The organism is Shinella sp. 838, assembly GCF_029623935.1.
Classification (GTDB): domain Bacteria; phylum Pseudomonadota; class Alphaproteobacteria; order Rhizobiales; family Rhizobiaceae; genus Shinella.
In genome coordinates this window covers 234,701-260,592 of sequence record NZ_JARSBQ010000004.1, presented here as the reverse complement: position 1 = coordinate 260,592, position 25,892 = coordinate 234,701, and the positions used below count along the sequence as shown (strand labels likewise).

Annotated in this window: 26 protein-coding genes; 7 read left to right on the top strand and 19 right to left on the bottom strand. The window is 65.3% G+C overall.

Features of this window, described 5'->3' with window-relative positions; translation table 11 throughout:
* Window positions 1-3: 3 nt before the first annotated feature.
* From P9A16_RS15805 to P9A16_RS15790, 4 genes are read left to right on the top strand one after another with little or no spacing between them, the layout of a single operon-like run.
* The gene (locus tag P9A16_RS15805) at window positions 4-894 is read left to right on the top strand and encodes a branched-chain amino acid ABC transporter permease (RefSeq protein WP_023514870.1); all 891 of its coding nucleotides are present in this window, start codon (window positions 4-6) and stop codon (window positions 892-894) included.
* An 11-nt stretch (window positions 895-905) separates the two neighbouring features.
* On the top strand, window positions 906-1,934 hold the full coding sequence (locus P9A16_RS15800; RefSeq protein ID WP_024271384.1) for a branched-chain amino acid ABC transporter permease: 1,029 nt from the start codon (window positions 906-908) through the stop codon (window positions 1,932-1,934).
* Window positions 1,931-2,599, top strand: coding sequence for a cysteine hydrolase family protein (locus P9A16_RS15795; RefSeq protein WP_023514872.1), 669 nt, complete (start codon window positions 1,931-1,933; stop codon window positions 2,597-2,599). The genes P9A16_RS15800 and P9A16_RS15795 overlap by 4 nt, the downstream gene beginning before the upstream one ends.
* A 13-nt stretch (window positions 2,600-2,612) precedes the next feature.
* On the top strand, window positions 2,613-3,902 hold the full coding sequence (locus P9A16_RS15790) for an aspartate aminotransferase family protein (RefSeq protein WP_050744785.1): 1,290 nt from the start codon (window positions 2,613-2,615) through the stop codon (window positions 3,900-3,902).
* A gap of 3 nt (window positions 3,903-3,905) precedes the next feature.
* Here P9A16_RS15790 and P9A16_RS15785 read toward each other — a convergent pair whose 3' ends face one another.
* The 19 genes from P9A16_RS15785 to ehuR all read right to left on the bottom strand — a co-directional run bounded on the left by P9A16_RS15785 (window position 3,906) and on the right by ehuR (window position 22,216).
* Window positions 3,906-5,150, bottom strand: a complete 1,245-nt coding sequence (locus P9A16_RS15785; RefSeq protein WP_024271387.1) for a Zn-dependent hydrolase — start codon at window positions 5,148-5,150, stop codon at window positions 3,906-3,908.
* Window positions 5,147-5,980, bottom strand: coding sequence for a BtpA/SgcQ family protein (locus P9A16_RS15780; RefSeq protein WP_023516090.1), 834 nt, complete (start codon window positions 5,978-5,980; stop codon window positions 5,147-5,149). Before P9A16_RS15780 ends, P9A16_RS15785 begins: the two co-directional genes overlap by 4 nt.
* 5 nt (window positions 5,981-5,985) lie before the next feature.
* The gene (locus P9A16_RS15775; protein ID WP_023516089.1) at window positions 5,986-6,897 is read right to left on the bottom strand and encodes a ribokinase; all 912 of its coding nucleotides are present in this window, start codon (window positions 6,895-6,897) and stop codon (window positions 5,986-5,988) included.
* Between the two features lie 24 nt (window positions 6,898-6,921).
* Window positions 6,922-7,686, bottom strand: coding sequence for a glutamine amidotransferase (locus P9A16_RS15770; RefSeq protein ID WP_023516088.1), 765 nt, complete (start codon window positions 7,684-7,686; stop codon window positions 6,922-6,924).
* A 28-nt stretch (window positions 7,687-7,714) separates the two neighbouring features.
* Window positions 7,715-8,806: a phosphotriesterase family protein gene (locus tag P9A16_RS15765; protein ID WP_023516087.1), complete on the bottom strand. Its 1,092-nt coding sequence runs from the start codon at window positions 8,804-8,806 to the stop codon at window positions 7,715-7,717.
* A gap of 1 nt (window position 8,807) precedes the next feature.
* Window positions 8,808-9,818, bottom strand: a complete 1,011-nt coding sequence (locus P9A16_RS15760) for an ABC transporter permease (RefSeq protein WP_023516086.1) — start codon at window positions 9,816-9,818, stop codon at window positions 8,808-8,810.
* Entirely contained in the window at window positions 9,815-10,615 is an 801-nt protein-coding gene (locus P9A16_RS15755) for an ATP-binding cassette domain-containing protein (RefSeq protein WP_023516085.1), read from the bottom strand. Before P9A16_RS15755 ends, P9A16_RS15760 begins: the two co-directional genes overlap by 4 nt.
* Before the next feature lie 69 nt (window positions 10,616-10,684).
* Window positions 10,685-11,626: an ABC transporter substrate-binding protein gene (locus P9A16_RS15750; protein WP_023516084.1), complete on the bottom strand. Its 942-nt coding sequence runs from the start codon at window positions 11,624-11,626 to the stop codon at window positions 10,685-10,687.
* 138 nt (window positions 11,627-11,764) lie between these two features.
* Window positions 11,765-12,379 (bottom strand): cupin domain-containing protein, encoded by a 615-nt coding sequence (locus tag P9A16_RS15745; RefSeq protein WP_037409164.1) that lies wholly within the window; start codon window positions 12,377-12,379, stop codon window positions 11,765-11,767.
* 95 nt (window positions 12,380-12,474) lie between these two features.
* The gene (gene doeB / locus P9A16_RS15740; RefSeq protein ID WP_023516082.1) at window positions 12,475-13,467 is read right to left on the bottom strand and encodes a N(2)-acetyl-L-2,4-diaminobutanoate deacetylase DoeB; all 993 of its coding nucleotides are present in this window, start codon (window positions 13,465-13,467) and stop codon (window positions 12,475-12,477) included.
* 3 nt (window positions 13,468-13,470) lie between these two features.
* The gene (gene doeA / locus P9A16_RS15735; RefSeq protein ID WP_023516081.1) at window positions 13,471-14,652 is read right to left on the bottom strand and encodes an ectoine hydrolase DoeA; all 1,182 of its coding nucleotides are present in this window, start codon (window positions 14,650-14,652) and stop codon (window positions 13,471-13,473) included.
* Window positions 14,653-14,701: 49 nt separating this feature from the next.
* Complete coding sequence (eutC, locus tag P9A16_RS15730; RefSeq protein ID WP_023516080.1) at window positions 14,702-15,694, bottom strand: ectoine utilization protein EutC; 993 nt, start codon at window positions 15,692-15,694, stop codon at window positions 14,702-14,704.
* A complete protein-coding gene (eutB, locus tag P9A16_RS15725; protein WP_023516079.1) occupies window positions 15,691-16,698 on the bottom strand; it encodes a hydroxyectoine utilization dehydratase EutB in 1,008 nt (335 codons plus the stop codon). Before eutB ends, eutC begins: the two co-directional genes overlap by 4 nt.
* The gene (eutA, locus tag P9A16_RS15720) at window positions 16,695-17,477 is read right to left on the bottom strand and encodes an ectoine utilization protein EutA (protein ID WP_023516078.1); all 783 of its coding nucleotides are present in this window, start codon (window positions 17,475-17,477) and stop codon (window positions 16,695-16,697) included. The genes eutB and eutA overlap by 4 nt, the downstream gene beginning before the upstream one ends.
* Entirely contained in the window at window positions 17,477-18,139 is a 663-nt protein-coding gene (ehuD, locus tag P9A16_RS15715) for an ectoine/hydroxyectoine ABC transporter permease subunit EhuD (protein ID WP_023516077.1), read from the bottom strand. Before ehuD ends, eutA begins: the two co-directional genes overlap by 1 nt.
* A 2-nt stretch (window positions 18,140-18,141) precedes the next feature.
* Complete coding sequence (gene ehuC / locus P9A16_RS15710; RefSeq protein ID WP_023516076.1) at window positions 18,142-18,801, bottom strand: ectoine/hydroxyectoine ABC transporter permease subunit EhuC; 660 nt, start codon at window positions 18,799-18,801, stop codon at window positions 18,142-18,144.
* 205 nt (window positions 18,802-19,006) lie between these two features.
* The gene (gene ehuB, locus P9A16_RS15705) at window positions 19,007-19,852 is read right to left on the bottom strand and encodes an ectoine/hydroxyectoine ABC transporter substrate-binding protein EhuB (RefSeq protein WP_037406054.1); all 846 of its coding nucleotides are present in this window, start codon (window positions 19,850-19,852) and stop codon (window positions 19,007-19,009) included.
* 69 nt (window positions 19,853-19,921) lie between these two features.
* Window positions 19,922-20,707, bottom strand: a complete 786-nt coding sequence (gene ehuA / locus P9A16_RS15700) for an ectoine/hydroxyectoine ABC transporter ATP-binding protein EhuA (RefSeq protein ID WP_023516074.1) — start codon at window positions 20,705-20,707, stop codon at window positions 19,922-19,924.
* A gap of 123 nt (window positions 20,708-20,830) precedes the next feature.
* Window positions 20,831-22,216 (bottom strand): MocR-like ectoine utilization transcription factor EhuR, encoded by a 1,386-nt coding sequence (ehuR, locus tag P9A16_RS15695; protein ID WP_023516073.1) that lies wholly within the window; start codon window positions 22,214-22,216, stop codon window positions 20,831-20,833.
* Window positions 22,217-22,318: 102 nt separating this feature from the next.
* Here ehuR and P9A16_RS15690 point away from each other — a divergent pair, with 102 nt between their 5' ends.
* The 3 genes from P9A16_RS15690 (at window position 22,319) to P9A16_RS15680 (ending at window position 25,862) form a co-directional block, all read left to right on the top strand.
* A complete protein-coding gene (locus P9A16_RS15690; RefSeq protein WP_023516072.1) occupies window positions 22,319-22,801 on the top strand; it encodes an Lrp/AsnC family transcriptional regulator in 483 nt (160 codons plus the stop codon).
* 131 nt (window positions 22,802-22,932) lie between these two features.
* On the top strand, window positions 22,933-24,429 hold the full coding sequence (locus tag P9A16_RS15685; protein WP_023516071.1) for an NAD-dependent succinate-semialdehyde dehydrogenase: 1,497 nt from the start codon (window positions 22,933-22,935) through the stop codon (window positions 24,427-24,429).
* Window positions 24,430-24,488: 59 nt separating this feature from the next.
* A complete protein-coding gene (locus P9A16_RS15680) occupies window positions 24,489-25,862 on the top strand; it encodes an aspartate aminotransferase family protein (protein WP_023516070.1) in 1,374 nt (457 codons plus the stop codon).
* Window positions 25,863-25,892: the final 30 nt, after the last annotated feature.

Here is a 25,892-nt window from a genome sequence, read left to right as displayed (position 1 = left end):
CCGATGGCTTTCGCGATCCAGTTCGTCATCGACGTCCTGAGCCTCGGCGGGGCCTATGCCCTCATGGCGCTCGGACTTGTCATCATCTACGGCATCCTGCGCCTCGTAAACTTCGCCTATGGCGAACTCATCATGGTCGCCGGCTACACCATGTATCTTTCGAGCGGCTCGGGCCTGCCCTGGCTGGTCATGGCCGTCGTCGCTGTCGCCATGGCCGTGCTTTTCGGCATCCTCACGGACTACGCCGCCTTCCGTCCGGTGCGCGCCAAATCGGTAACCGCCGTCCTGATCACCTCCTTCGCCTTCTCCAACCTGTTGCAGAACGCCGCCCTGCTCTTCATCTCCCCGCGCCCACGCAACGTGCCGCTGCCGGAGATCTTTTCGCAGACCGTCTCGATCGGCGGCGCGATCACGCCGGTGCGCAACCTCATCACCATCGCCGCTTCGATCGTGCTGCTCGCCGCCGTCGCCTTCCTGATGCGCAAAACGACGCTCGGCATCGCCATGCGCGCGGCGGCGACAAACTTCACCATGGCACGCATGCTGGGCGTCCCGGCGAACCTCATCATCTCCTCGGCCTTCGCGTTGTCCGGTTTCCTTGCCGGCGTCGTCGGCATTCTCTGGATCGGGCGCATCGGTACGGTCGTGCCGGGCGTCGGACTGGAGCCGCTGCTCGTCGCCTTCATCGCCACCGTCATCGGCGGCATGCGCAGCCTTCCCGGCGCCGTCGTCGGCGGTTTCCTCCTGGCACTCATCGACACGACGCTCAACTACACCCTGTCGCAGGACCTCCTGAAATTCCGCGACGCCTTCACCTTCAGCCTCGTCATCCTGATCCTGCTCTGGCGTCCGCAGGGCCTCATCAAGGGTCCGGCGAGCGGGCAGCGGACCTGAGGAGCGGATCCATGAAACACACCTATCTCACCGCGCTCATCCTCATCGCTGTCGTCGCCGCCATCGCCATCGGCAGCCAGATGCTCGGCATTCGCCTCTATGACCGCATCGCCACCAACCTCCTGATCTCGCTGGTCCTCGTCGTCGGCCTGCAGACCTTCATGGGCAATTCGGGCCTGCTCTCCTTCGCCCATATCGGCTTCATGGGTTTCGGGGCCTACACCTCCGCTGTGCTGACCATTCCCGCGCAGATGAAGGGCATGGCGCTGCCGGATCTCTATGACTTCCTGAAGGTCGTCGAAGTCTCGCCGTTCCTCGCCATGCTCGCGGCCGGCGTCGTCGCCGCGCTCGTGGCGGCAGTCGTCGCCTATCCACTGATGCGGCTCTCGGATGCCGCGGCCGTCATCACCTCCTTCGCGCTGCTCGTCGTGCTCTACACGGTCATGAACAACTGGAGCGCGATCACCAACGGGCCGCGCACGCTCTTCGGCCTGCCGAAGACGACGGACATGCCGCTCGCCGCCATCATCGCGGCCATCGTCATCGTCGTCGCCCTCCTCTTCAAGGAATCGCGCACCGGCAAGCTTCTGCGCGCCTCGCGGGAAGACGAAGTGGCCGCCGCCGCACTCGGCGCCGATATCCCGCGCCTGCGCTGGCGCGCCTTCATCCTCGCCGCCTTCATCGCCGGCATCGGCGGCGCGCTCTGGGGCCACTTCATCACCTCCTTCGCGCCGAAAGCCTTCTACCTGAAGGAAACCTTCCTCATCGTCACCATGCTGGTGATCGGCGGGGCGAACACGGTGACGGGCGCCGTCGCCGGCGCGATCCTCATCACCTTCGCCTATGAGGGCCTGCGCGGCACCGAAAGCGCGCTGAACGCCACAGCCATCGGCGCCGGCCAGGTCGTCGGTCTCACCGAGATCGTGCTGGCACTCGCCATGATCGCCGTGATGATCGTCAAGCCCGGCGGCCTCTTCCCGAACCGCGAGATCGGCCACATCCTCACCCGCACCCGCCGCAAGAAGGAGTTTTCGTCGTGAGCTGGAAAACCGCCTACCGTTCCTTCTACTATGCCTATGCCGAGGAACCGGGCGACATTACGCTCGATCCCGATACGACGGCCCTGCTCGTCATCGATATCCAGAACACCTACCTCGACCCGAAGGACACGCTGGAGGAAACCGCCCGCTGGCAACCCTTCTACGATCGCATGCGGGGCACGGTGATTCCGAACACTGCACGACTGATCGAGGAATGCCGCAAACGCCAGGTGGAGGTCATCTTCGCCCGCATCGCCTGCCAGAAGCCGGATGGCCGCGACCGCTCGCTGAGCCAGAAGAAACCGGGCTTCAACTACCTGCTGCTGCCGAAGGAACTGCCCGAGGGCCAGGTCGTGCCGGAACTCGAACCGCGCGCCGACGAGATCGTCATCACCAAGACGACCGACAGCGCGCTGACCGGCACGAACCTTCGCCTGATCCTGCACAATATGGGCATCAAGGACGTCATCTGCTGCGGCATCTTCACCGACCAGTGCGTCTCCTCCACCGTGCGCAGCCTTGCGGATGAAAGTTTCGGCGTGGTCGTCGTCGACGATTGCGGCGCGGCGGCGACGGACGAGCTGCACCGGCGTGAGCTGGAGATCATCAACATGATCTACTGCCACGTCGTCCAGCTCGACGAGGTCCTGACCTTCTTCAAATAACGAGGAGAGCGACATGTCCGGCCTCTACGCCCGCGAAAGCCGATCGGTCTCGACGATGGCGCATCTGCGCTTCTTTCCGCAGGCGGTGGTCGGCGGAAACGGGGCCTATCTGACCGGCGACGACGGGCGAAAGCTGCTCGATTTTGCCGCGTCCTGGGGCGCAGCGAGCCTCGGCCATGCGCATCCGGCCATCCGCGAGGCGGTAAACCGCGCGCTCTCCGACCAGGCGGGCGCAAGCTACCTCTCCACCGCCAACGAACCCTGCGTTCTCCTCGCCGAGAAGCTGCTGTCCCTCGTGCCGGAGCGCGCCCGCGGCCGCGTCTGGTTCGGACATTCCGGCTCGGATGCCAACGAGACGGTCGCCCGCATGGTCGTTGCCGCCACCGGCCGGCCGCGCATCCTCGCCTTCGACGGCGCCTATCACGGCGGCACCGTCGGCTCCATGGCCGTCTCCGGCCACCCATCGCAACAGGGCGCGCGGGCGAAGAACCTGACGCTCATACCCTACCCCAACAGCTACGCCGCCGGCAGCCCGGATGCCGCGAAGGACGCCGCCCTCGCCCACCTCGAAAAACTTTTCGCGACGGAGGTCCCGCCGCAGGAGGTCGCCGCCTTCTTCATCGAGCCGATCCAGTCGGATGGCGGCATGCTGGTTCCACCGGACGGCTTCTTTCCAGCGTTGGAAGCGCTCTGCCGCCAACACGGTATCCTCATCGTCTCGGACGAGGTGAAGGTCGGCCTCGGCCGCACCGGCCGCTTCAATGCCTTCGCCCATTTCGGCATCGAGCCCGATATCGCCGTCTTCGGCAAGGGCCTCGGCGGCGGCCTGCCGATTTCGGCGGTGGTCGGCCCGGAGGCGATCCTGAACCACGCCGTCGCCTTTTCGCTGCAGACCGTACACGGCAATCCCGTCTGCGCCGCGGCGGCGCTCGCCGTGCTGCACACCATCGAGCGCGACAACCTGGTGGCAAATGCCGAGCGGACGGGCCGCGTGCTGCGCGAGGCGCTCGACCGCCTCGCCGCCCGCCACGCCCTGATCGGCGATGTACGCGGCCGCGGCCTCGCCCTCGGGGTCGAGTTGACGGACGCACGCCAAACGGCGCTGACGGTCTACCGCGCCTTCCAGCTCGGCCTCGTGCTCTATTATGTCGGCGTGAATTCCAACGTGCTGGAGTTTACGCCACCGCTGACCTTGACGGAGGCGGAAGCGCAGGAGGGCGTCGCGATCCTCGGCCAGGCGCTCGCCGATGTCGCGGCGGGGCGTGTCGACGAAGCGTTGCTTGCGGACTTCGCCGGCTGGTAGGTTTCAGGCGGCCGAGAGGCGAAGCGCGACGCCCAGCAGGGTGCGTGCACCGGCGATGATATGTTCGTCGGAGACGAACTCCGCCTCGTTGTGGCTGACGCCGTTCCGGCACGGCACGAAGATCATCGCCGCCGGTGCAACCCGACCCACGAAGAGCGCGTCGTGGAAAGCGCCCGACACCATCGGCCGGCAACGGATGCCGAGCGCCCGGCACGTCTCCTCGATAGCCGCCGTCACCGACGGGGCAAAGCGCCCGGGAGCCATATCGACCCGTTGCTGGATGGCCGTCCTGCAACCCCACCGCTCGCCAGCCCCCTCGCATTCCTCCCTCACACGCTGCTCCATCGCTGCTAGCGTCGCTGCGTCCGGATGGCGGATATCGACGGTAAAGGAGACCCGGCTGGGGATGACATTGATGGAGCCGGGCTCGGCAGCAATGCGGCCGACCGTCAGCCGCGCTTCGGGATCGGCAGGCATGATATCGTCCTGGATACGCGCGATGGCGGCCGCAGCCGCCCCCATGGGATCCTTGCGGAACTCGAGCGGCGTCGTGCCGGCATGCGCCGCCTCGCCGGAGAAGGCGACCTCCAGCCACTTCGTGCCCTGAACAGCGGTGACGACACCGATCGGCACATCCTCGCGTTCAAGGATGGGGCCTTGCTCGATATGCAGTTCGACAAAGGCGGAGATCGGGTGCCCGATGGGGCGCACCCTGGCCTGGGGCAAGGCATCGAGCGTCGCTGCCAGTTCGTCGGCAAGCAGCGCACCGTCCGTCGCCTGCGCACCCCGCCAATCGGACATGCTGCCCGCCCTGGCAAAGGCCATGGAGCCCATGCATCCCGGTGAGAAGCGGCTGCCCTCCTCGTTGGTAAAGGCGACCACTTCGATGGCGCGGTCCGTCTCTATGCCCGCATCGGCGAGCGCCTCCAGCGCCTCGAAGGCGCTGAGCGTGCCGAGCGCGCCGTCGAAGCGGCCGCCGGTCGGCTGACTGTCGAGATGGCTGCCAATAAGGAGCGGCGGCAGCGCCGTATCCCGGCCTTCACGGCGGAGAAAGAGATTGGCCGCTTCATCCTGAAACACGCCGAAACCGCGGGCCATTGCACGTTCGGCGAGGAGCCGCCGGGCAGCACGATCTTCGACGCTCAAGGCCTGCCGATTGACGCCGCCGGCGGGTGTCGCGCCGATGGCCGCGAAGTCGGCAACGGATCTGAGGAGGCGCGCGGGGTTGACCTCCGGCTGCCGGCTCATCGGCCGAGGCCTGCGATGAAACGCTTCACCCGGTCTGGATCGACCGCGTTCCACCAGACACCGTCATATTTGAGGGCACTGGCGATGATGACGCCGTCGGCGACGGCAAGGATGTCATTGGCATTGTCGTGGGTGACGCCGCTGCCGACCAGTGTCGGCAGCGAGGCGGCCTCCTTGATCATGCGGATATAGCCGAGATCAGCCGTATGGCCGGTGCGCTGGCCGGTGGCTATGACGACGTCGGCGTCGAAGAAAACGAGATCCTTGACCTGCTCCTCCACCGGCCGGTCGGCGACGATGGCATGTGCGCCGTGCTTGACATGGGCGTCAGCGAAGATGCGGATACCCTTGGCGCGAAGCTGCGCGCGGTAGCGCATGGCGCGGGCGGACTCTCCCTCCACGATACCTTCGTTGGCGATATAGGCGTTGGCCCACTGGTTGACGCGGATGAAGGAGGCCGACGACGCCGAGGCGATGGCAAGCGCCGGGATTGCCGCATTGGCGAGCACGTTGATGCCGATGGGCCGGCCGAGTTCGCGGCGGATGCGGTCGGCGATGACGGCCATATGGGCGGAGGTTTCATGACCGATATCGTCAGGCTTGGCGAAGGGCACGTCACCGTGGTTTTCCACGATCAGCGCATCGCAGCCGCCGGCGAGGTAAGCGCGCGCATCCGAGAGGCCGCGCTCGTAGATTGCATCAACGCCCTCGTCGTCATACCGCGGCGCGCCGGGCAGCGGCATCAGGTGCACCACGCCGATCACCGGCTTGTCGCGCCCGAAAAGCGTCTTCAGCGTATCCTTGTCCTGTCGTCCGATAGGGTTGCTCATGGCGATCACACGTTTTCCAGTTTCAGTGTCTTGGTAAGGGCGGAGATTTCCGCCCGGGTCGGGAAGGAGGCGAGCGTGCCGGGGCGGCCGACGGCAATACCGGCCGCTCGTGTCGCCAGCAGCGCGGCGTCCGGCAGCAATGCCCCCTGGGCAAGAAGGCCCACCAGCGTGCCCGCGAAACAATCACCCGCGCCGCTGGCATCGACGGCCTCCACCTCTCCGGGCGGCAGGCGGATGCCGGACGAGGCCCCCTCATCGAGAAGCAGGGCGCCTGCACTGCCGAGCGTGACGATGGCGCTGCCGGCGCCCATGGCGAGCAGGCGGCGCGCGGCGCGCTCGGCATCGGCCTCGCCGGTCAGGGCTTTCGCCTCCGGCCGGTTGACGACGATGAGCGACACCGCCGAAAGATCGAACGGGTCGGCCGGCAGCGGGCTCGGATTGAGGACCGTGACGAGGCCCGCGGACCGCGCCGCCGCCAGGCAGGCCAGTGTCGCCGCCTGCGGGAGATTGCCTTGCATCAGCAGGATGTCCCCGGCTGCCCATGTGTCGCAGAGGGCGGTCATGGCGAGCGGGTCGAAGGCTTCCGCACAGGCTGCGGCGGTAACGATGACGTTTTCGCCGTCACGGTCGATCATGATCACCGAGCGGTCGCAAGGCAAATCGAGATGCAGGAGGTGAAGCGCCGGGATTTCGGCGGCGATCCGCCTCTCCACCCAGTCGCTCGCCGCATCGCGGCCGACCGGCGCCCAGAGGGCCACCGCGGCCCCCGTGCGTGTCGCGGCGACCGCCTGGTTGGCGCCCTTGCCACCCGGGCCGTCGCCGGCAGCGGTCGCATTCAACGTTTCGCCGGGCAGCGGCAAGCGCTCCAGGCGAAAGCTCGTATCGATGCAGACATTGCCGACGACGTGAATGGTCATGGGACGCGTTCCTGGGCTCTCCGGTCAGTCCGTCGCCCAGGCGAGCATCTGCTCGAACAGGGTCTTGTAGCCCGGCCAGGCGATGAACTCCGGCGGCAGCCAGTGCGGGCCGACGTCGGAGGTCCAGACCAGCGTGCGGCCCTTTTCATAGGTGCCGGTGACGAGCAGCGGCAACGAGCCGTACTCGCTGGAAACCGTCATCAGCTGGTTGGCGCCGTCCTTCAGCGTCACTTCGTTGAAGCCGAGCAGGTAGGGGAACTCGCCGGAAATGCCCGACAGGATCGGATGCGACGCATCGCCTGACACGACGGGCGTAAAACCCTCCGGCACCTCGACTCGGTCATCGACCGAGAGGCAGGAGACGGGCAGGACTTCTTCGACGGCGGTGTTGCGGAAGCGCGCGCCGCCATTGATGCCCTGGAAAGAATAGTAACCGCCGAACATCAGGAGCGCGCCGCCCTTGGCGACGTAGTCACGCAGCAGCTTCAGGCGGTTCGGCGTGCGGCGGGAATGGATCCAGGTGTCGGGATGCAGGAGCAGCGTGTTGGCGCCGATATCCGAGAGCACGATGGCGTCATAGGCCTCAAGGCCCTCCAGCGTGTTCGGAAACTCCTTCTGCGCCTCGTGCGCCGGCATGAAGGTGACGTCGAACGGGCTGTCCTTCAGCGCCTTCAAGAGTTCATCGGCGCCGGTGTGGTAGGTGACGGTCGGAAACTGGTCGAAGCCCTTGATATGGGTCGCGGTCGACACCCAGGATTCGCCGGCGAGCAGCACTTTCTTCTTGGTCATGGTAACTCCTTGAACGGTTGGCCGGCGCTCAATGCGCGGCGGAGAAAACGGATTTCGGATTGTCGATCAGCATGCGGTCGATCGCCGCCTGCTCGACGCCATGCCGCTTCAGGCGCGGCAGGAAATGCTTGAGGATATAACCGTAGCCGAAGCCGCCGTAACGGGTGAGCATGATCTTGAGGAACACGTCCTGCGAGAGCAGCAGACGGTCGGCAAACCCCTTGTCGACGAGCGACGCGATGGCGCGGGCGTTCTCCTCGTCGGACGGCGACTGGGCGTCCTGGTCGGCATAGTAGTAGTCCATGCCGATCATGTCATACTCCAGGAAGGCGCCGCGCTTTGCGAGCGCCATCTGGTAGTCTGGGTCGCCGTGGCTCGGGTTCATGTGGCAGAGCACGGTATGCGCGGGATCGGCCCCCTCCTCCTCCACCACATCGAGCACGCGGTGTGCGAGGCGCTCCCAGCCGGGCAGGTGGATGGAGAGCGGCAGACCGGTGATGCGCGCCGCCCGCGCCGAGGCGCGCAGCGACTTTTCCTCCTCGGCGGTGAAGTTCCGGCTGACGCCGACCTCGCCGATGATACCCGCCATGATCTCCGGCTGGCTCTCGCCGCCGCCGACATCCGCGACGATGAACTGCGTCACCTCTTCCACGTCCATCGCCTTCAGCCAGTCGGGATGGGTGTGTTCGAGGTAGAAGCCGGTGCCCATGACGATGCGCAGCCCGGACATGCGGGCGATGCGGGCAAGGCCGGCCGCGTCGCGGCCGATGCCGAAATTCGTCGTCTCCACCACCGTGCAGCCACCCAGCCCCTGGAAACGCTTCAACTCGCTGAGCGCCAGGTCCCCGTCATCGAGCGAGACATTGTCCCGGTTCATGTAGGGGTTCATCCGGAGGTCACCGACGATCTCGATGGAAACCTTCTGCTCGGCGATCGCCTTCTCGTCGGGGTGGCAGGGGCAGATCCAGCTGCGCGCGCCGTCGAGGAAGATATGCTCGTGCATCAGCGTCACGCCGAGGTCGTCGACGGGGATCGGGCCGGTCACGGTCATTGCGGTGCCGGACTTCACGCCGATGGGATGGCGCTTCCTCGGCTCCTCGGCAAAGAGGTGGTCGAGCATGTCAGCGTCCCCTCGCCCCGCCCTTGAAGAGGCGGAAATTGAGCCAGATCGCGACCAGGATGATGAAGCCGGTGACGATGGGTGTGAAGAAGGGCGAAAGATGCGACAGGATGAGGCCGTTCGCCAGAACCGCGACCGTCAGCGCCCCGAGGATCGTGCCGACGAGCGAGCCTCGCCCACCGAACAGGCTGGTGCCGCCAAGCACCACGGCCGCGATGACATCGAGCTCGAATCCCTGCCCCGCATTCGAGGAGCCGGAGCCGAGACGGGCAGAGAGGATGACCCCAGCCGCTGCCGAAGCTGCACCCGACAGGACATAGACCCAGAGGATGATGCGCTGCGTGTTGACGCCGGCCCGGCGCGTCGCCTCCGCATTGGCGCCGACCCCGGTGACGTAGCGGCCGAAATGGGTCTCGTTGAAGGCGATATAGGCGACGATCAGCACGACGATGGCGATGAGCGCCGGCGCCGGAATGCCGAGGATCCAGGCCCTGCCGATGGCGACGAACGGGCTCGTCGGTTCGATCGGGATCGAATAGCCGCCGGTGATCAGAAGCGCGAAGCCGCGGATGACGGAAAGGCCGGCGAGCGTGACGATGAAGGCGGGAATGCGTTCGTAGGCGATGAAATAGCCCTGAATCAGCCCCACCGTGCCGCCGAGTGCGAGCATCAGCAGAATGGCGAGCGGCCAGGGAACGCCGGCCTGCAGGGCGGCAGCGGACAGCGTGGCGGTCAGCGCCAGGACGGAGCCGACGGAAAGGTCGATGCCGCCTGTCGTGATGACGAAGGTCATGGCGGCAGCGACGATCAGCAGCGGCGCGGACTGGCGGATGATGTTCAGGAGGTTCGGCGCCGTGAGAAAGGCATCCGTCGTCACCGCGAAGAAGAGACAGCAGACGATGAAGAACAGCGCGATCGACATGACGCCGCCATTGGCGACAATTTTGTCGAGGATGGTCGCCTCACGCAGACGCGGGGGATGGCTGGAATAGGCGTTGGGCTCGGAGCTCATGCGGAAGCGCCTCGTTCCTGATGATTGTTGCCGGCAGAACGGGCGGTGAATTTCCGCCCGACGATGAGATTGACGACATCCTCGATATTGGTGTCCTCGATGCGCCGCTCGGCGACGTTGCGGCCCTCGTACATCACCTGGATGCGATCGCAGACCAGGAACAGGTCCTGCAGCCGATGCGTGATGAGGATGACGGAAACCCCGCGCTTCGAGACGGTACGGATGAGTTCGAGAACGGCCTCGACCTCGGCGACAGCAAGGGCTGCCGTCGGCTCGTCCATGATCAGAACGGAGGGATTGAAGGACGCGGCGCGGCCGATCGCGATCGACTGGCGCTGGCCGCCGGAGAGGTTCTCCACCTTCATGCGTGTGTCGGGAATGACGATACCGAGATTGGAGAGCATGTCGCGCGCCCGCTCGTGCATCGTTCGCTTGTCGAGCATCGGCACGCCGGCGAGGCGCCGCTTCGGCTCGCGGCCGAGGAAGAGGTTGCCCGCGACGTCGATCGTGTCGCAGAGGGCGAGGTCCTGGTAGACCATCTCGATGCGCGCGGCGCGCGCCTCCGCCGGAGAGGTGAAGGAAACCGGCCGGCCGTCGATCTCTATCGTGCCGGTATCGGGGATGACGGCGCCCGAAAGCACCTTGCTGATGGTGGATTTTCCCGCGCCGTTGTCGCCCACCAGCCCGAGCACTTCGCCAGGTTTGAGGTTGAGCGAGGCATTGTCGAGCGATTGCAAAGCGCCATAGCGCTTGGATATGCCGGTCATCCGGACGCGGCTGACGTCACTATCGGTCATGTTCGATGGCCCCTGGAGGAGGTTCCGGTTGCCCGATCCGCCAAGCGGACCGGGCAGCGGCGGTTCGGCTTACTTGAACATGTCGCGATACTGGTCGACGTTCGCCTTGGTGACGATCGTCACCGGAACGTTGATGATCGGCTCGATTGTCTCGCCCTTCTTCACCTTGACGAGCGCTTCGACGGCGGCCTTGCCTTCACCGGCCGGGTCCTGCTGGATGACGGCGGTGACAAAACCCTGGTCGATGCCGTCGATGGCGGATTTCGTCAGGTCCCAACCGAAGACCTTGATCGAGTCGCCGCGGCCCTGGCTGGCGACGGCGGAGACTGCGCCGAGCAGCGCTGGCTCGCCGGTGGCGTAGAGCGCGTTCATGTCGGGATTGGCGGTCATCAGGTTTTCCGCCGCTGCAAGCGCGACGTCCTGCACGTTCTGGCCGTCCACGGTGTTGAGGAACTCGACCTTCTGGCCGCCCTCGCCGACCGCCGCCTTGAAGCCGTCGAGGCGCTGGTTCTGGATGAAGGAGTTGAGCGCGCCGACGACGCCGACCTTGGCCGCGCCGCCCATGTCGCTCTTCACGTAATCGGAGAAGAACTTGCCGATTTCACCGCCTGCCGCCGTGTTGTCGACGCCGACGAAGGCGATGTTGTCGCCATCGGGGATCTGCGCGTCGATGGCGATGACGGGGATGCCGGCATTCTTGGCGGCGGTAATGGCCGGCTTCACGCCGTTGACATCGATGGCGACCAGAATGATGCCGTCGACCTTCTGGGTGATGTAGGTCTCGATCGCATCGTTCTGGGCAGAAGGCACGTTGTTGGCGTTGAAGATGACGAGCTCGGCGCCGGCTTCCTTGGCCGCCGCGCTGGCACCGTCATTGATCTGGTTGAAGAACAGCGCCTGCTGGTTGATGGTGACGAGCGCGAACGTATCGGCGAAGGCGTTTGCGGCGCTCATGGAAAGCGTCATGGCAACGGCTGCAGCGCAGCCGAGGAGATATTTGGTCCGACCCATTTTGATGTTCCCCTTGTTTGATGCCGTTGGCGGCAACCGGAATTTACGAGAGGCATTATTCAAGTGACTTGAATTTATGTCAAGAGACTTGAATTGCGCGCCTGCAAAATCCGTTGGGGAGATTTTTAAAGAGGAATATCAGAAGGTTGGCGGCGTGTTCACCCAGAAGATCGAGGCGCGCTCGGCTCCGACATTGCGATACCAGTGCGCAAGCTCGGAATTGAACACGAAACTGTCGCCCGCCGAAAGCCGGAAGGTCTTGTCACCGATCATCAGCTCGATCTCGCCGACCAGCACGTAGCCCACTTCTTCCCCGACATGCTGGATCGGCCCGGCGCTCTGGCCGCCTGTGTCGATATGGTGGATGTTGCACTGGAGAAGATGGCCGGTCGAATAGGGGATGATGCGCTCGAGCGAGATGCCCTCGCCGCGCCGGAGAGGATCGAGCGCGATGAGCGGACGGGTCCCCGCGCGGAACACAACGCCCTCCTCGCCATCGGTCTCCTCGAACATCCAGCCGATATTGGAATCGAGCGCCCGTACCAGCCGGTGCAGCATGGGCAGCGAGGGCGAAGCCTTGCCGTTCTCGATCTTCGACAACAGGCTTTCGGAACATTCCGCCGCCAGCGCGAGCGCCTTCAGCGTCAGCCCGCGCGTCTGGCGGGCGAGCTTCAGGCGCGCGCCGAGCCGCACGGGATTCGACTGGATCCTGTCCTCCCGGCTGCTGTCAGACGGTAAAGGCGGCTTGAGCATGTTCATGATATGAGTATCGCATTGATCGAGACCGCAATCATAAATCCTTCAATCGACGGCTGTCCAGAGACCGCCGCACGCCCGTCCGGCGCCACCTACGCGACGACGGCCGCGAGCACGCTGACGCAATCGCCGGGCTTGACCAGCCCAGGGAAATGGCGTGCCACAAGGATGCCGTCCATCTTCGCCGTCACCTCCAGCGGCGCGGCGCCGGTACGGCCAACGGGATAGATACGGGCAACAACGGCACCGGCCGCGACCGGATCGCCGAGATCGAACAGCGGTTCGATGAGCCCGCCGTCCTCGGCAAAGGAGAAGCAACTGCCATCGGGCATGTCGAGCCAGATCGTCCCGGACGCCCCGACCGCGCCTTGCAGAATACCCGCCGCCTTCAGCACATTCGCGACGCCCCGCTTGGCGATGCCGGCACTTTTCGCCGTCGCCGTGCCGCCACCGCCGAGTTCCGTTGTGATGAAGACCTTGCCCATCTCCTCGGCGGCCGTGTCGTACATGCCGACCGCATCGATCTCCAGCATCTTCATCGACCAGGGCGCGCCGAAGGCGCTGACGAGGTCGAAGGCCTTTGCCTCCTGCGCCTTGTCGGGCAGGATGTGGGCGGCGCAGAAAGGCAGGAAATCAAGCGTTTTTCCGCCGGAATGAAAGTCGAGAACAACATCGGCGAGCGGCAGCAGCGTGCGCTGGAAATAGTCGGCGATCTTTTGGGTCACCGTTCCATCCGGCGCGCCGGGGAAGCTCCGGTTCATGTTGCCCCTGTCGATCGGGGAGGTGCGCGTGCCGGCAAGGAAGGCCGGATAATTCATCGCGGGCACGATGATGACGCGGCCGGTCACCTCCTCGGCTCTCAGCGAACGGGCAAGATCGAAGAGCGCGATCGGCCCCTCGTATTCGTCGCCATGGTTGCCGCCGGTGAGGAGCGCGGTCGGCCCCTCCCCGTTCTTGATGACCGTCACCGGGATCATCACCGAGCCCCAGGCCGAATCGTCCCGGCTGTAGGGCAGACGCAGGAACCCGTGCTGCACGCCTTCGGCTGAGAAATCGACTGTGGGCGCAATAGGAGAAGCGCGCATGGTTCAGTCCTTCACGAGAAGCTTGCGCGGCACGTCGGCGAAACATTCGACACCGGTCTCGGTGATGAGAATGCTCTCCGTCGTCTCGAAGCCCATGTCCTCAAGCCAGAGGCCCGTCATGAAGTGGAAGGTCATGCCCGGCTTGAGCTCGGTCCTGTCGCCGGGGCGAAGGCTCATCGTGCGCTCGCCCCAGTCCGGCGGATAGGAGACACCGATCGGGTAGCCCGTGCGGTTGTCCTTGACGATGCCGTACTTTTTCAGCACCGCGAAGAAGGCGTTGGCGATGTCCTCGCAGGTGTTTCCGGGTTTGGCCACGGCAAGGGCCGCCTCCATACCCTCCAGCGTCGCCTTTTCGGCATCGAGGAAGGCCTGTGTCGGCTTGCCAAGGAAGACGGTGCGCGAGAGCGGCAGGTGATAGCGGTTGTAGCAACCGGCGATCTCGAAGAAGGTGCCCTCGCCCGACTTCATCGGCCGATCGTCCCAGGTGAGATGCGGCGCAGAGGCCTCGACGCCGGACGGAAGCAACGGCACGATGGCCGGATAGTCGCCGCCGATGCCCTCCGTGCCGCGGATGCCGGCGTCATAGATCTCGGCGACGAGATCGCATTTGCGCATGCCGACCTCGATCCTGTCGAAGATGCGCTGGTGCATCTTCTCGACGATGCGCGCGGCATTGCGCATGTACCGGATTTCCGTCTCGCTCTTGACCGCGCGCTGCCAGTTGACGAGCGCGGTGGCATCGACAAACCGGGCGTTCGGCAGATGTTTCTGGAGCGAGGCGAAGGCCGCGGCGGAGAACCAGTAATTGTCCATCTCGACGCCGATGGTCATTTTCTCGAGACCGCGTTCGGCAAGCCTGGCGGAGAGATAGTCCATCGGGTGGCGTTCGGTGGACTGCACATAGTTGTCGGGATAGCCGACGATGTTCTCGTGCTTCAGATAGGCGGTGAATTTCGCGCCGTTGGCGTCCTGTCCGCGGCCGTACCAGATCGGCTCGCCGGCCGGCGGCACGACGACGCACTGGTGTACGTAGAAGGACCAGCCGTCGTAGCCCGTCAGCCAGTTCATGTTCGAGGGATCGCTGACGATCAGGACGTCGATCCCCTTGGCCTCCATGGCCTTTCGCGTCTTTTGAAGACGCGTTTCATATTCCGGAAGTGAGAACTTCAGGCTCGCTTGTTTCATCGGTTTTTCCTCTGTACCCGGCTGGTCTTCCGCTAGCGGGAGGCCGGTCTCAACTTTCGAAGGTCGCGCCAGCCCCGGCCGCCGCCGCGCGAGCGGCTGCGAGCGTTGCGATGGCGGTGTCCTGGATGCCCGTGCCGGTAAGATCCGCCACGGTGATCTGCTCGGGGCCGGAGCGGCCCGGTTTGCGCCCGGCAATGATCTCGCCGAGTTCGGTGAAGAGGGCGCCCTCGGTCACAAGGCCGGCCTCGATGGCGTGGTGCAACTCGCCAAGCCTGCGCGTCTGCCTGAGGCTGTCGGCGACATAGAGACCCGCCCCGGTGACGATGGCAGGTTCGATCTCGTTCTTGTGCTCGGCATCCGAGCCCATCGCGGTGACGTGCTGGCCCGGCTGGAGCCATTCGGCCTTGAGGATCGGCGTTTCCGATGGCGTCGTGGTGATCACGACATCCGCGCCATCGACCGCCGCCCGGCCGCTCGCCTCGGCACGCACGGGAAAACCGAGCTTTTTCGCCAGCTCCGCCGCGACAGCCTCCGCCTTTTCCACCTCCCGCGCCCAGATGCGCGCCTCCCGGATGGGGCGCACCAGGCTCAAGGCTTCAAGCTGCAGTTTCGCCTGCATGCCCGCACCGAGGATGGCGGCAACGGAGGCGTCCTCACGCGAAAGATGCTTCGCCGCCACCGCGCCGGCCGCGGCGGTGCGCACGTCCGTAAGATAGCCGTTGTCGAGTAGGACGGCCTGCACGAGGCCGGTCTTCGTCGAAAACAGCACCATCAGGCCGTTGGTGCTCGGCAAGCCGATCTTCGGGTTGTCGAAGAAGCCGGGGCTGATCTTGATGGCGAAGCCATCGAGGCCGGGCACATAGGCGGTCTTCACATCCACCTCGCCGCGATGCTCGGGGATGTCGAGCCGGAGGATCGGCGGCATGGCGACGGCCTTGGTGGCGAGCGCATGAAACGCATTCTCCACGCAGTCGATCGCCTCGAGATCGAGCGGCACGATGCGCCACAACTCCGCTTCGGTGAGTATCTTCATCGTCGTCACGCCCTCTCCTCCGCAAAGGAATCCACCGCGCCGTCAAGAACCCGTTTGTGCAGGCCCATATCCACATTCCGGCCGGAAAGGACGATGGCCACCGGACCGTCCAGCCGGCCGAGCCGGCCGGAGAGCAGCGCCGCGATGCCAACCGCCGCCGCCCCCTCGATCACCTCACGCTCCTCGGCATAGGCATGGCGCATACCGGCGGCGATCTCCGCTTCGGAGAGCAGGATCACATCGTCGAGCAGCGTGCGGCACATCTGAAAGGTCACGGCATTGTCGAGGCCAATGCCGCCGCCGAGGGAATCCGCAAGGCTTGCGACCTCCTCGACTTCGACCGGACGTCCGGCAACAAGGCTCGCCTTCATCGCCGCGCCGCGCGCCATGGTGAGGCCGATGACGCGCGCCTTCGGAACGCGCCCCTTCACCGCCGCGGCGACACCTGCTGCCAACCCGCCACCGGAGAGCGGCACAAGCACGGTCGACACATCCGGCATCGCCTCCGCGATCTCCAGTCCGAGCGTGCCCTGCCCGGCCACCACGGCCCTGTTGTCGAAGGGCGGCACCATGACGAGGCCCTCTTCGGCCACCAGTCGCTCCACCTCGATCTGCGCCTCGTCCTGCGACCGGCCGGTGATGCGCACATCGGCGGCGAGCCGGCGGATTTCCGAGACCTTGTTCTCCGGGACGAGCCGCGACATGCAGATCGTCGCGACCGATCCTTCGACCTTCGCCGCATAGGCAAGCGCCCGGCCATGGTTGCCGGTCGAGGCCGCTACGACGCCACGCGCCCGCTCGCCCGGCGAGAGCGACAGGACGGCATTTGTCGCACCACGCAGCTTGAAGCTGCCAGTCGTCTGGTGGTGCTCGAGCTTCAGCCCGACCGGCACACCGCAGCGCTCGGCCAGCGATGCCGACGGCACGAAGGGCGTGCGCAGGATGCGACCGTCGATGCGCCGGGCCGCCTGCTCGATATCTGCCATGGTCACGGGAAGATCTAACGTCGTCATGCGTCACCGCCCGGATAGGCGCAGGTCATCAGCCGGCCGAGCGCCGGCCGGGCGGTCTCGTCGCCGCAAAGGTGCAGGCACGCCCAGGCGGTGGCGAGGTTGCTGGTAACGACCGGCCTGCCGATGGCAGCCTCGATCTTCGCCGCCACGCCCGCCGCGCGCACGGCGGTGCAGGAGATGAAGAGCGCGTCGCAATCCGGCGCCGTCGCTTCCTTCGCGAAGGCGATAATCTCTTCCGGGGAAATCCGCGCCATGTCCCGATCGTCGGAGAGGCCGAGGCGGGTGAAACGGGCAATGTCGAAGCCGAGCGCCAGAAAATAGTCGGCCATCGGCCGGCTGGTGTCGAGCGTATAGGGCGTCAGCACGGATATCCGCCTCGCGCCGAGGGCCTTCAGGCCAGAAACCGCGGCAGCGGTCGGCGTCACGACCGTAGCGGTGGGCTTGGCTGCCCTGATCGCGGCCTTCACCATCGCATCGCCGATGACGACGGAGGCCGAGGTGCAGGAATACATCACCACATCCAGGGGCTCGTCCGGCAAAATGAGTGCCGCGCCCGCCGTCAACGAGGGCTGCATGGCGGCAAGGTTCTCCGGCGTCACCGGATTGGCATAGGGAATGCGGGTGGCGTAGACGCCGATGCGCTCATTCGCCACCATGCGCTGGAAATCCACCTCCGTCGTGTGGTCGGTCGCCAGAATGATCAGGCCGAGACGTTTTTCCAGCGGCCGGTCGTCGAGTTTTGGTGCGCGGGAAGCGAGCGCGAGATCAAAGGTGCGCATCAGCGTTCCTCCACCCGGGCGTAACGTTCTTCCAGCCAGCGCAGGAAGACGACGGAGATCAGGCTCATGATCAGGAAGAACACGCCGACCAGCGTCATCGGCTCGATGTAGCGATAGCTGCTGTTGGCGACGCTTTTCGCCTGGTTCATCAGTTCCAGCACCGTGATGGCCGACAGCAGCGGCGTCTCCTTGAACATGGCGATGAGATAGTTGGCGAGGGCCGGGATCATCGGCGGGATCGCCTGCGGCAGGATGACGTGGATCCAGGTCTGGCGGCCGCTGAGGTTCGTCGCCTTCGCCGCCTCCCATTGCCCGCGCGGCACGTTCTCGATACCCGCGCGATACACCTCCGCGGCATAAGTGCCGTAGTGCAGGCCGAGCCCGATGACGCCGGCGAGCAGCGCCGGCAACCGGATGCCGATGTCCGGCAGCACATAAAAGATGAAATAGAGCTGCACGAGCAGCGGCGTGCCGCGAATGAACTCGACGACGAAGCCCGTGGCCCTGGCAACCGGCTTCGGCGCCGTCATGCGCAGGATCGCGAAGACGAGGCCGATGGCTGCGGCGAGCACCGCACCGAGAGCGGTCGCAAGAATGGTGATCTTCAGCCCCTCGAGGAGGGTCGGCATGATTTCCCAGACGAAATTCCAGTCCCATTCCATCGTCAGGTCCTCACACCATCGAGACCACGGGTGATCCGGCGCTCCAGCCAGCGCATGCTGGTGGAGATGGCGAGCGCCATCAGGAAGTAGAGGACGAGGATCGTCGCAAAGGGGATCAGCGTGCTGCCGGTCTGCGCGCGCACCACCTGGGCCTGGAACGTCATGTCGGTGAGCGAGATCAGCGAGACGACGGCCGTGGCCTTCAGAAGTTCGATTGCGTTGTTACAGAAGGTCGGCAGCATCAAGGGCAGCGCCTGCGGCAGGATGACATGGTGCATCGCCTGGCCGCGCGTCAGGTTCAGCGCGATGCAGGCCTCGCGCTGCTCCCGGCCAATCGCCTTGACCGCGCCGCGCACCACCTCCGCGCCGTAGGCCCCGACATTGAGCCCCAGCGCCAGAACGCCGGCCTGGAGCGGCGACAGCGTGACGCCGGTGAGCGGCAGCACGAAATAGACCCAGAAGAGCTGCACGAAGATCGAGGTACCGCGGAAGAACTCGATATAGGTGGTGGCCAGCGCCCGGACCGCCATGAAGCGGCTGACGCGCCCGAGCCCGGCGATAAACGCCATGACAACGGCAAGCGCAGAGCCCATCACGGTGAGCTGCAGCGTCACCAGCGCGCCTTGCAGGATCAAGCCTATATAGCCGGACCAGTCGGTCATGGTGTGTTCCAAGTTAGCTTCGACGGGGCAGCGCCCCTCATCCACCTGCCGGCACCTTCTCTCCGCAAGCGGGGAGAAGGGGGAACAGGAGCCGACTTCCGTCCATCAAAGACACTTGATGATGGGAAACCGTGGCCACCAGCCCCTTCTCCCCGCTTGCGGGGAGAAGGTCGCGGCAGCGGGATGAGGGGCAAATCCGCCATCCTCACTTCGCCGCGCAGAGCTTTTCGCGCGTCGTCGACATCGCCGCGGCGGCGGAAAAGCCATAGGGCTCGATGATCTTGGCAAACTCGCCCGTCTCCTTCAGCTTGGCGAGCTCGACGTCGAAGGCGTCCCGCAACGCTTCGTCACCCTTGCGGAAGGCAGCGCCGTCGCAATAGACCGGAGCGCCCTCGACAGGCGCGACGACCTCGATGTTCGGATCATTCGCCTTGGAAACGAGGTCGTTGATCGAGAGGACCGGCAGCGAATAGACGTCGATGCGGCCGTCCTGGAGCATTTTCAGGCCGCTCTGGCCGTCCGGCACGACAATGACGCGGTCACGCGGCACGCCGGCTTCGAGCGCCAGCTTCTCTTCCGTGCCGCCACCCGGCGCGCCGATCTTCGCGTCCGGATTGTCAGCGATGTCCTTGTAGCTCTTGAAACCGAGCGGGTTGCCCTTCTTCAGCGCGAAAGCCTCCGCGTCACACAGGACCGGCTCCGAATAGGCGACAGCGGCGCAACGCTCCGGCTTCATGAAAAGACCGGCGGTGACGACGTCGTGGCGGCGGGCCTGGAGCCCCGGGATCATCGCGCCATATTCCGAGATCGAGGCGACGATATCGGCAACGCCGAGGCGCTTGAAGACCTCGCGGGCGACATCGGGCGCGGCGCCCGAAACCTTGCCGTCGGCGGCGACCGCCGTGAACGGCGGCTCGTTGGCTATGGCGACGCGGGCAAAGCCTTGTTCCTTCAGTTCCGCAAGCTTGCCGTCATCGGCAAAAGCCGGCGCGGCGGCAACGACCGCCATCAGCGCGCTCGCGCTGGCGGCAATGGTCAAAAATGTCCTCATGCTCATTGTTCCCAACTCCTCTGGCTGTCTTTGGCTGTTGTTTGGAGCGTTGTTTCCGAGGGACACCCCTCAGACGCGGTGCCCTGCCGCGATGATCTTGCGCAGGAAGGTTTGCGTGCGTTCCTGCCTTGGATTGCGGAAAATCTCGTCCGGCTTGCCCTCCTCGACGATCTTGCCGCGATCGAAGAACAGGATGCGGTCGGCAAAATCGTGGGCGAAGCCCATCTCGTGCGTAACGAGCAGCATGGTCATGTCGGTCTCGGAAGCGAGCTTGTGCATGACGTTCAACACCTCCTCGACCAGCTCCGGATCGAGCGCCGAGGTCACCTCGTCAAACAGCATGATCTTGGGAGAAAGCGCGAGAGCACGGGCGATGGCGACACGCTGCTTCTGTCCGCCGGACAGCTGGGCGGGCATGTTCCTCGCCTTGTCGGCAAGGCCCACCATGTCGAGAAGCTCCATCGCCCGCTTCTCGGCCGCCGCTTTCGCGACGTCCTTGGTCAGCATCGGCGCCAGCGTGACGTTGTCGAGCACGCATTTGTGCGGAAAGAGATTGAAGTGCTGGAAGACCATGCCGATCTTCTCGCGCATCCTGTGCAAGTGGCGATCGTCCGCCGGCACCAGACCGCCGTTCTTCGGCATGTGGTAGAGCTGGTCGCCGTCGACCTCGATATGGCCGCCGCTGATCGTCTCCAGCGTCATCAGGATGCGCAGGATCGTCGTCTTGCCGGAGCCGGAGGGGCCGATGAGCGCAAGCTTCTCGCCCGGCAGCACCTCCATCGACAGCCCGTCGAGCACGGTCAAGGGACCGTAGCGCTTCACGATGTTGTCGATGCGGATGATGGGTGCGGCCATGCATGTCTCTCCCTGTTGAGACAAGTGATGGCCTAACGATGCGCGGCGATCGAAATCATGTCAATGTAGATAATAATCTCATGACAATTATTGTTTCATCGCCCATTTCTCGGGCACCGATCGTCAAATCGCGAGCAGCAACGCCTCCGGGTTCCCGCTGGCCAGTGAAGCCAGAATGCCAAGGCCCGTGCGAAGTTCCTGCTCCGTCGTCGAGCCGAGGGAAATGCGCACCGCCGGCTGCCAGCCCTGATCCGCGGTCCGGAAGGACGAGCCGGGCGCGATGGCGACGCCGCGCAGACGCGCCTGCGAGACGAAGCCTTCCTCCGTATGTCCTTCCGGCAGCGGCAACCAGACATGCAGGCTCTGCGCATGCGAGCGGTACGGCAGGCCGGCGAAGACCTCCTCCGCAATGGCATGTCGCACCGCCAGCGCCCGGCGCTGCCAGCTGACGAGCTCCATCGCCGTGCCGTCGCTGACCCAGCGCGTGGCGATCTCGGCAATGGAGGGCGTCGCCATCCAGTTCGAGACGAGATGCCGGTTGGCAACGGCCGCGACATAGCGGTCGGGCGCGGCGAGATAGCCGATGCGCAGGCCCGGCACCGTGATCTTGGTGAAACTCGTCACGTAGAGCGTGCGCTCCGGCGCATAGGCGGCAAGTGGCGGCGCCCTTTCCGCGACGAGCGGCCCCAGAATATCGTTCTCGATGATCGCGATGTCATGGCGCCGCGCCACCTCGGCCAGCGCCTGCCGCCGCTCCGCGCTCATCAGCGTCGCGGTCGGGTTGATGACGGAGGGCTGCAGGAAGACGGCGCGGATGACGCCCTTTCGGCAGGCCTCGTCCAGCGCCTCCGGGATCATGCCGTCGCGGTCGATCGGCAGCCCCTCAAGGTGCAGGCCGAGATAGGTGGAGAGCGGCACCAGCGTATGGTGGCTGATCGCCTCCGTCGCGACCGTCGCGCCCGGCGGCGCGACGCTCATCAGCGCCACCGTCATGCCCGACGTCGCGCCGTTTGTAAGACTGATGTTCAGCGGCGAAATGTCGAGCCCGCAGCGCGCCAGCCATTCGGAGGCAACGGTGCGGTGGCGCGGGAACACCATGTTGGGCCGGAAGGAGAGCGCCGAACTCGACGGCAGGTTTTCCGCAAGCCAGCCGAAGGCCTCGCGCATGCGCTCCAGGTGGATCTGCTCGCAGACGGGCTTCAGGATCGACAGGTCGACCAGCTCGCCGAGCCGCTCGGGCAGATAGGGCGGCTCCGGCTCCTTCGGCCGCGTCTGCACGAAGGAGCCGCGGCCGATCTCGCCGGAAATCAGGCCACGGCGGATCAGTTCGTCATAGGCGCGACTGACGGTCTGTACGGAGAGTTTCAGCTCGTCGGCGAGCTTGCGGTGTGGCAGAAGGCGTGTACCGTTGGGCAGCAACCCCTCCTGGATGGCGCGGGCGATCTGCTCGGCAAGCGACAGGTAGGCCGGCCGGCGCAATTGGGATATATCGGGTCGCCAATTTGTCATGATTTCAACAGTGCTCAAATTCAGTCCAATTGACAACGCCAAAATGCCTTTCCATTGTCTTTTTCCAAGCTTTGACATGATCTTCGCCCGGAGGGCGACCGCATGAAACTCGACGCCATCGACCTGCGCATCCTGGAGGCGATCCAGGAGAACGGCCGCATCACCAAGCTGGCGCTGGCGGAGAAGGCGGGCCTTTCCCCGACGCCCTGCTGGCTACGGCTGCGCAAGCTGGAGAAAGCGGGCATCGTCACGGGCTATCATGCGCGCGTCGCGGTGCGGCGCCTGGCGCCCGTCGCCAGCGTCATGATGGAAGTGACGCTCGCCAACCACCGCCAGGCGGATTTCGACCGTTTCGAGCGTGCGGTGGCGGCGACACCGGAAATCGTCGCCTGCTGGTCCGTCGGCGGCGGCGTCGACTACATCCTGAAGATCATGGCGCCCGACATCGACGCCTACCAGCGGCTCGTCGACGATTTGCTTGACCGTGAGCTCGGCATCGACCGTTACTTTACCTACATCGTCACCAAGACGGTGAAGGAGGAGACCGCACTGCCGTTGGCAACGCTGCTGCCGGCCCCGGACTGATCGCGACGTAGAGAGATTGTCTACGCTTGGTCGCGGGTTTGGCCAAAGTCTCTGCGACCAGCCCCGGCAATAGACAATCTTTTGCCCCGCCTCTGGCAGACTCATGGTCGACACAGCCAGAGGAGGCCGACTTGACCGCCCTATTCGCCCGGACCGTTTTTCACGATGCGCTCGCCCGCCTGAGCGATCCGCATCTGCTGCGCGAACTCTCCTATGTCGGTGGTCGCTGGGTGGCCGGCCGCGACGGCGACAGTTTTGCCGTAACGGACCCCGCCTCCGGCGCAACGCTCGCCTGGGCCGCCGCGCTCGATGCCGGCCAGACGACGGAGGCCGTTTCAGCCGCCGCGCAGGCCTTTCCCGCCTGGCGGGATCTGCTGCCGCAGCAGCGCGCCGAAACCCTGCGCAAATGGCACGGGCTGATCCTTGAAGCGCGCGAGGACCTCGCGCTGCTGATGACGCTGGAACAGGGCAAGCCGCTCGCGGAATCCCGCGGCGAGATCGATTATGCCGCCTCCTTCATCGAGTGGTACGCCGAGGAGGGCAAGCGCCTCAACGCCGAGAGCGTGACGAGCCACCTGCCCGGCGCCGAGATGATCGTGCGGCGCGAGGCGCTCGGCGTCGTCGGCATCGTGACGCCGTGGAACTTCCCCTCCGCAATGATCACCCGCAAGGCCGCCGCAGCGCTTGCCGCCGGTTGCACGGTCGTCGCCCATCCCTCCAGCGAAACGCCGCTCTCGGCCCTCGCCCTTGCCGAACTCGGCGAGCGGGCCGGCCTCCCGGCAGGCGTCTTCAATGTCGTGACGGGCAACGCCGCCACCATTGTCGGCTGCATGAACGCGGACGTCCGTGTGCGCGCCATAAGCTTCACCGGTTCGACGGAGATCGGCAAGCTGATCGCCGGCCAGTGCGCGCCGACCATGAAGCGGCTCGTCATGGAGCTCGGCGGCCATGCACCGCTGATCGTCTTCGCCGACGCCGATATCGACAAGGCCGCGGATATCGCCGTCGGCGCCAAGTTCGCGACGTCCGGGCAGGATTGCCTTGCCGCCAACCGCATCTATGTCGAGCGCCCCGTGCTTACCGCCTTTACCAAGGCCTTCAAGGCTCGGATCGAGGCACTGAAGGTCGGCGCCGGGCTGGACGCGGATGTCGAGATCGGCCCGCTGATGCACGAGCGCGCCATCGCCAAGGTGGAAGAACAGGTGGCCGATGCCGTCAAACAAGGGGCAAAGGTTCTCACGGGAGGCAAGCGCCACAAGGCCGGCCCGCTGTTCTACGAACCGACGCTTCTTGCCGAAGTCTCCGACGACGCGCTGATCATGCGTGAGGAAACCTTCGGCCCCGTCGCTGCCGTCACGGCCTTCGACAGCGAGGCGGAGGTGATCGCCCGCGCCAACGACACCGAATACGGCCTTGTCGCCTATGTCGTCACCGAGAACGGCGCGCGGCAGATGCGGCTTGCCCGCGCGCTGGAATACGGCATGGTGGCGGTCAACCGCGTGAAGATCACCGGCGGGCCGATCCCCTTCGGCGGCTGGAAACAATCCGGCCTCGGCCGCGAGGGCTCGCGCCACGGCATGGAGGCCTTCACGGAACTGAAATATCTGTGCATCGACACGGCGGCATGATTTTCAACACCTGCCCCGGCCCGGAACACGCAAACAGACTGACTTCGAAAGGAAAGACCATGCTCGACAGACGCAACGAACTCACCGCCTGGGATCGCGACCACTTCTTTCACCCCTCGACCCATATGGGCATGCATGCGCGCGGCGAAACGCCGACCCGCGTCATCGGCGGCGGCGAAGGCGTCTACATCACCGATACGAACGGCAAGACAAGCCTAGACGCCTTTGCCGGCCTCTACTGCGTCAATGTCGGCTATGGCCGCACGAAGATTGCCGACGCGATTGCCGAGCAGGCAAAGAACCTCGCCTACTACCACGCCTATGTCGGGCACGGCACGGAAGCTTCGATCACGCTTTCCAAGATGATCATCGACCGCGCGCCCGAGGGCATGAGCCGTGTCTATTTCGGGCTTTCCGGCTCGGACGCCAACGAGACGAACATCAAGCTCGTCTGGTACTACAACAATATCCTCGGCCGGCCGGAGAAGAAGAAGATCATCTCGCGCTGGCGCGGTTACCACGGCTCCGGCGTCATGACCGGCTCGCTGACCGGCCTTCACCTCTTCCACAATGCCTTCGACCTGCCGCGCGCCCCGATCCTGCACACGGAAGCGCCCTACTTCTTCCGCCGCCCGGACCGATCGATGGACGAGGAGCAATTCGCGCAGTATTGCGCCGACAAGCTGGAGGAAATGATCCTTGCCGAGGGCCCGGACACCATCGCGGCCTTCATCGGCGAGCCGATCCTCGGCACGGGCGGCATCGTGCCGCCGCCGAAAGGCTACTGGCAGAAGATCCAGGCCGTGCTCGACAAATACGACATTCTTCTGATCGCCGACGAGGTCGTCACCGGTTTCGGCCGTCTCGGCACGATGTTCGGCTCGGACCACTACGGCATGAAGCCCGCCCTCATCACCATCGCCAAGGGCCTCACGTCTGCCTATGCGCCGCTCTCCGGCACCATCGTCTCTGACAAGATGTGGGAGGTGCTGGTCAAGGGCTCGGACGAGCTCGGCGCCATCGGCCATGGCTGGACCTATTCCTCGCATCCGATCTGCGCCGCAGCCGGTGTCGCCAACCTCGAGCTCATCGACGAACTCGGCCTCGTAGAGAATGCCGGCTCCACCGGCGCCTATTTCCGCAGCGAACTCGCCAAGGCCGTCGGCGACCACAAGCATGTCGGCGAGGTACGCGGCGATGGCCTGATGGCCGCCGTCGAATTCGTCGAAGACAAGGACGACCGCGCCTTCTTCGATCCGGGCAGAAAGATCGGCCCGCAGGTCTCCGCCGCCCTCTTGGAACGCGGCGTCATCGGCCGCGCCATGCCGCAGGGCGATATCCTGGGCTTTGCGCCGCCGCTGTGCCTCACACGCGAGGAAGCCGACACCGTCGTGAAGGCGGCCGCCGATGCGGTAAAGGCGGTTCTCGGCTGAGCCTGACGAAACGGGCAGGCAGCGAAACCC

Coding starts and splice junctions, on each gene's coding strand:
- P9A16_RS15805 (WP_023514870.1), top strand. CDS start 4: ATGGCTTTCGCGATCCAGTTCGTCATCGACGTCCTGAGCCTCGGCGGG.
- P9A16_RS15800 (WP_024271384.1), top strand. CDS start 906: ATGAAACACACCTATCTCACCGCGCTCATCCTCATCGCTGTCGTCGCC.
- P9A16_RS15790 (WP_050744785.1), top strand. CDS start 2,613: ATGTCCGGCCTCTACGCCCGCGAAAGCCGATCGGTCTCGACGATGGCG.
- P9A16_RS15785 (WP_024271387.1), bottom strand. CDS start 5,150: ATGAGCCGGCAGCCGGAGGTCAACCCCGCGCGCCTCCTCAGATCCGTT.
- P9A16_RS15780 (WP_023516090.1), bottom strand. CDS start 5,980: ATGAGCAACCCTATCGGACGACAGGACAAGGATACGCTGAAGACGCTT.
- P9A16_RS15775 (WP_023516089.1), bottom strand. CDS start 6,897: ATGACCATTCACGTCGTCGGCAATGTCTGCATCGATACGAGCTTTCGC.
- P9A16_RS15770 (WP_023516088.1), bottom strand. CDS start 7,686: ATGACCAAGAAGAAAGTGCTGCTCGCCGGCGAATCCTGGGTGTCGACC.
- P9A16_RS15765 (WP_023516087.1), bottom strand. CDS start 8,806: ATGCTCGACCACCTCTTTGCCGAGGAGCCGAGGAAGCGCCATCCCATC.
- P9A16_RS15760 (WP_023516086.1), bottom strand. CDS start 9,818: ATGAGCTCCGAGCCCAACGCCTATTCCAGCCATCCCCCGCGTCTGCGT.
- P9A16_RS15755 (WP_023516085.1), bottom strand. CDS start 10,615: ATGACCGATAGTGACGTCAGCCGCGTCCGGATGACCGGCATATCCAAG.
- P9A16_RS15750 (WP_023516084.1), bottom strand. CDS start 11,626: ATGGGTCGGACCAAATATCTCCTCGGCTGCGCTGCAGCCGTTGCCATG.
- P9A16_RS15745 (WP_037409164.1), bottom strand. CDS start 12,379: ATGCTCAAGCCGCCTTTACCGTCTGACAGCAGCCGGGAGGACAGGATC.
- doeB (WP_023516082.1), bottom strand. CDS start 13,467: ATGCGCGCTTCTCCTATTGCGCCCACAGTCGATTTCTCAGCCGAAGGC.
- doeA (WP_023516081.1), bottom strand. CDS start 14,652: ATGAAACAAGCGAGCCTGAAGTTCTCACTTCCGGAATATGAAACGCGT.
- eutB (WP_023516079.1), bottom strand. CDS start 16,698: ATGACGACGTTAGATCTTCCCGTGACCATGGCAGATATCGAGCAGGCG.
- eutA (WP_023516078.1), bottom strand. CDS start 17,477: ATGCGCACCTTTGATCTCGCGCTCGCTTCCCGCGCACCAAAACTCGAC.
- ehuD (WP_023516077.1), bottom strand. CDS start 18,139: ATGGAATGGGACTGGAATTTCGTCTGGGAAATCATGCCGACCCTCCTC.
- ehuC (WP_023516076.1), bottom strand. CDS start 18,801: ATGACCGACTGGTCCGGCTATATAGGCTTGATCCTGCAAGGCGCGCTG.
- ehuB (WP_037406054.1), bottom strand. CDS start 19,852: ATGAGGACATTTTTGACCATTGCCGCCAGCGCGAGCGCGCTGATGGCG.
- ehuA (WP_023516074.1), bottom strand. CDS start 20,707: ATGGCCGCACCCATCATCCGCATCGACAACATCGTGAAGCGCTACGGT.
- ehuR (WP_023516073.1), bottom strand. CDS start 22,216: ATGACAAATTGGCGACCCGATATATCCCAATTGCGCCGGCCGGCCTAC.
- P9A16_RS15690 (WP_023516072.1), top strand. CDS start 22,319: ATGAAACTCGACGCCATCGACCTGCGCATCCTGGAGGCGATCCAGGAG.
- P9A16_RS15680 (WP_023516070.1), top strand. CDS start 24,489: ATGCTCGACAGACGCAACGAACTCACCGCCTGGGATCGCGACCACTTC.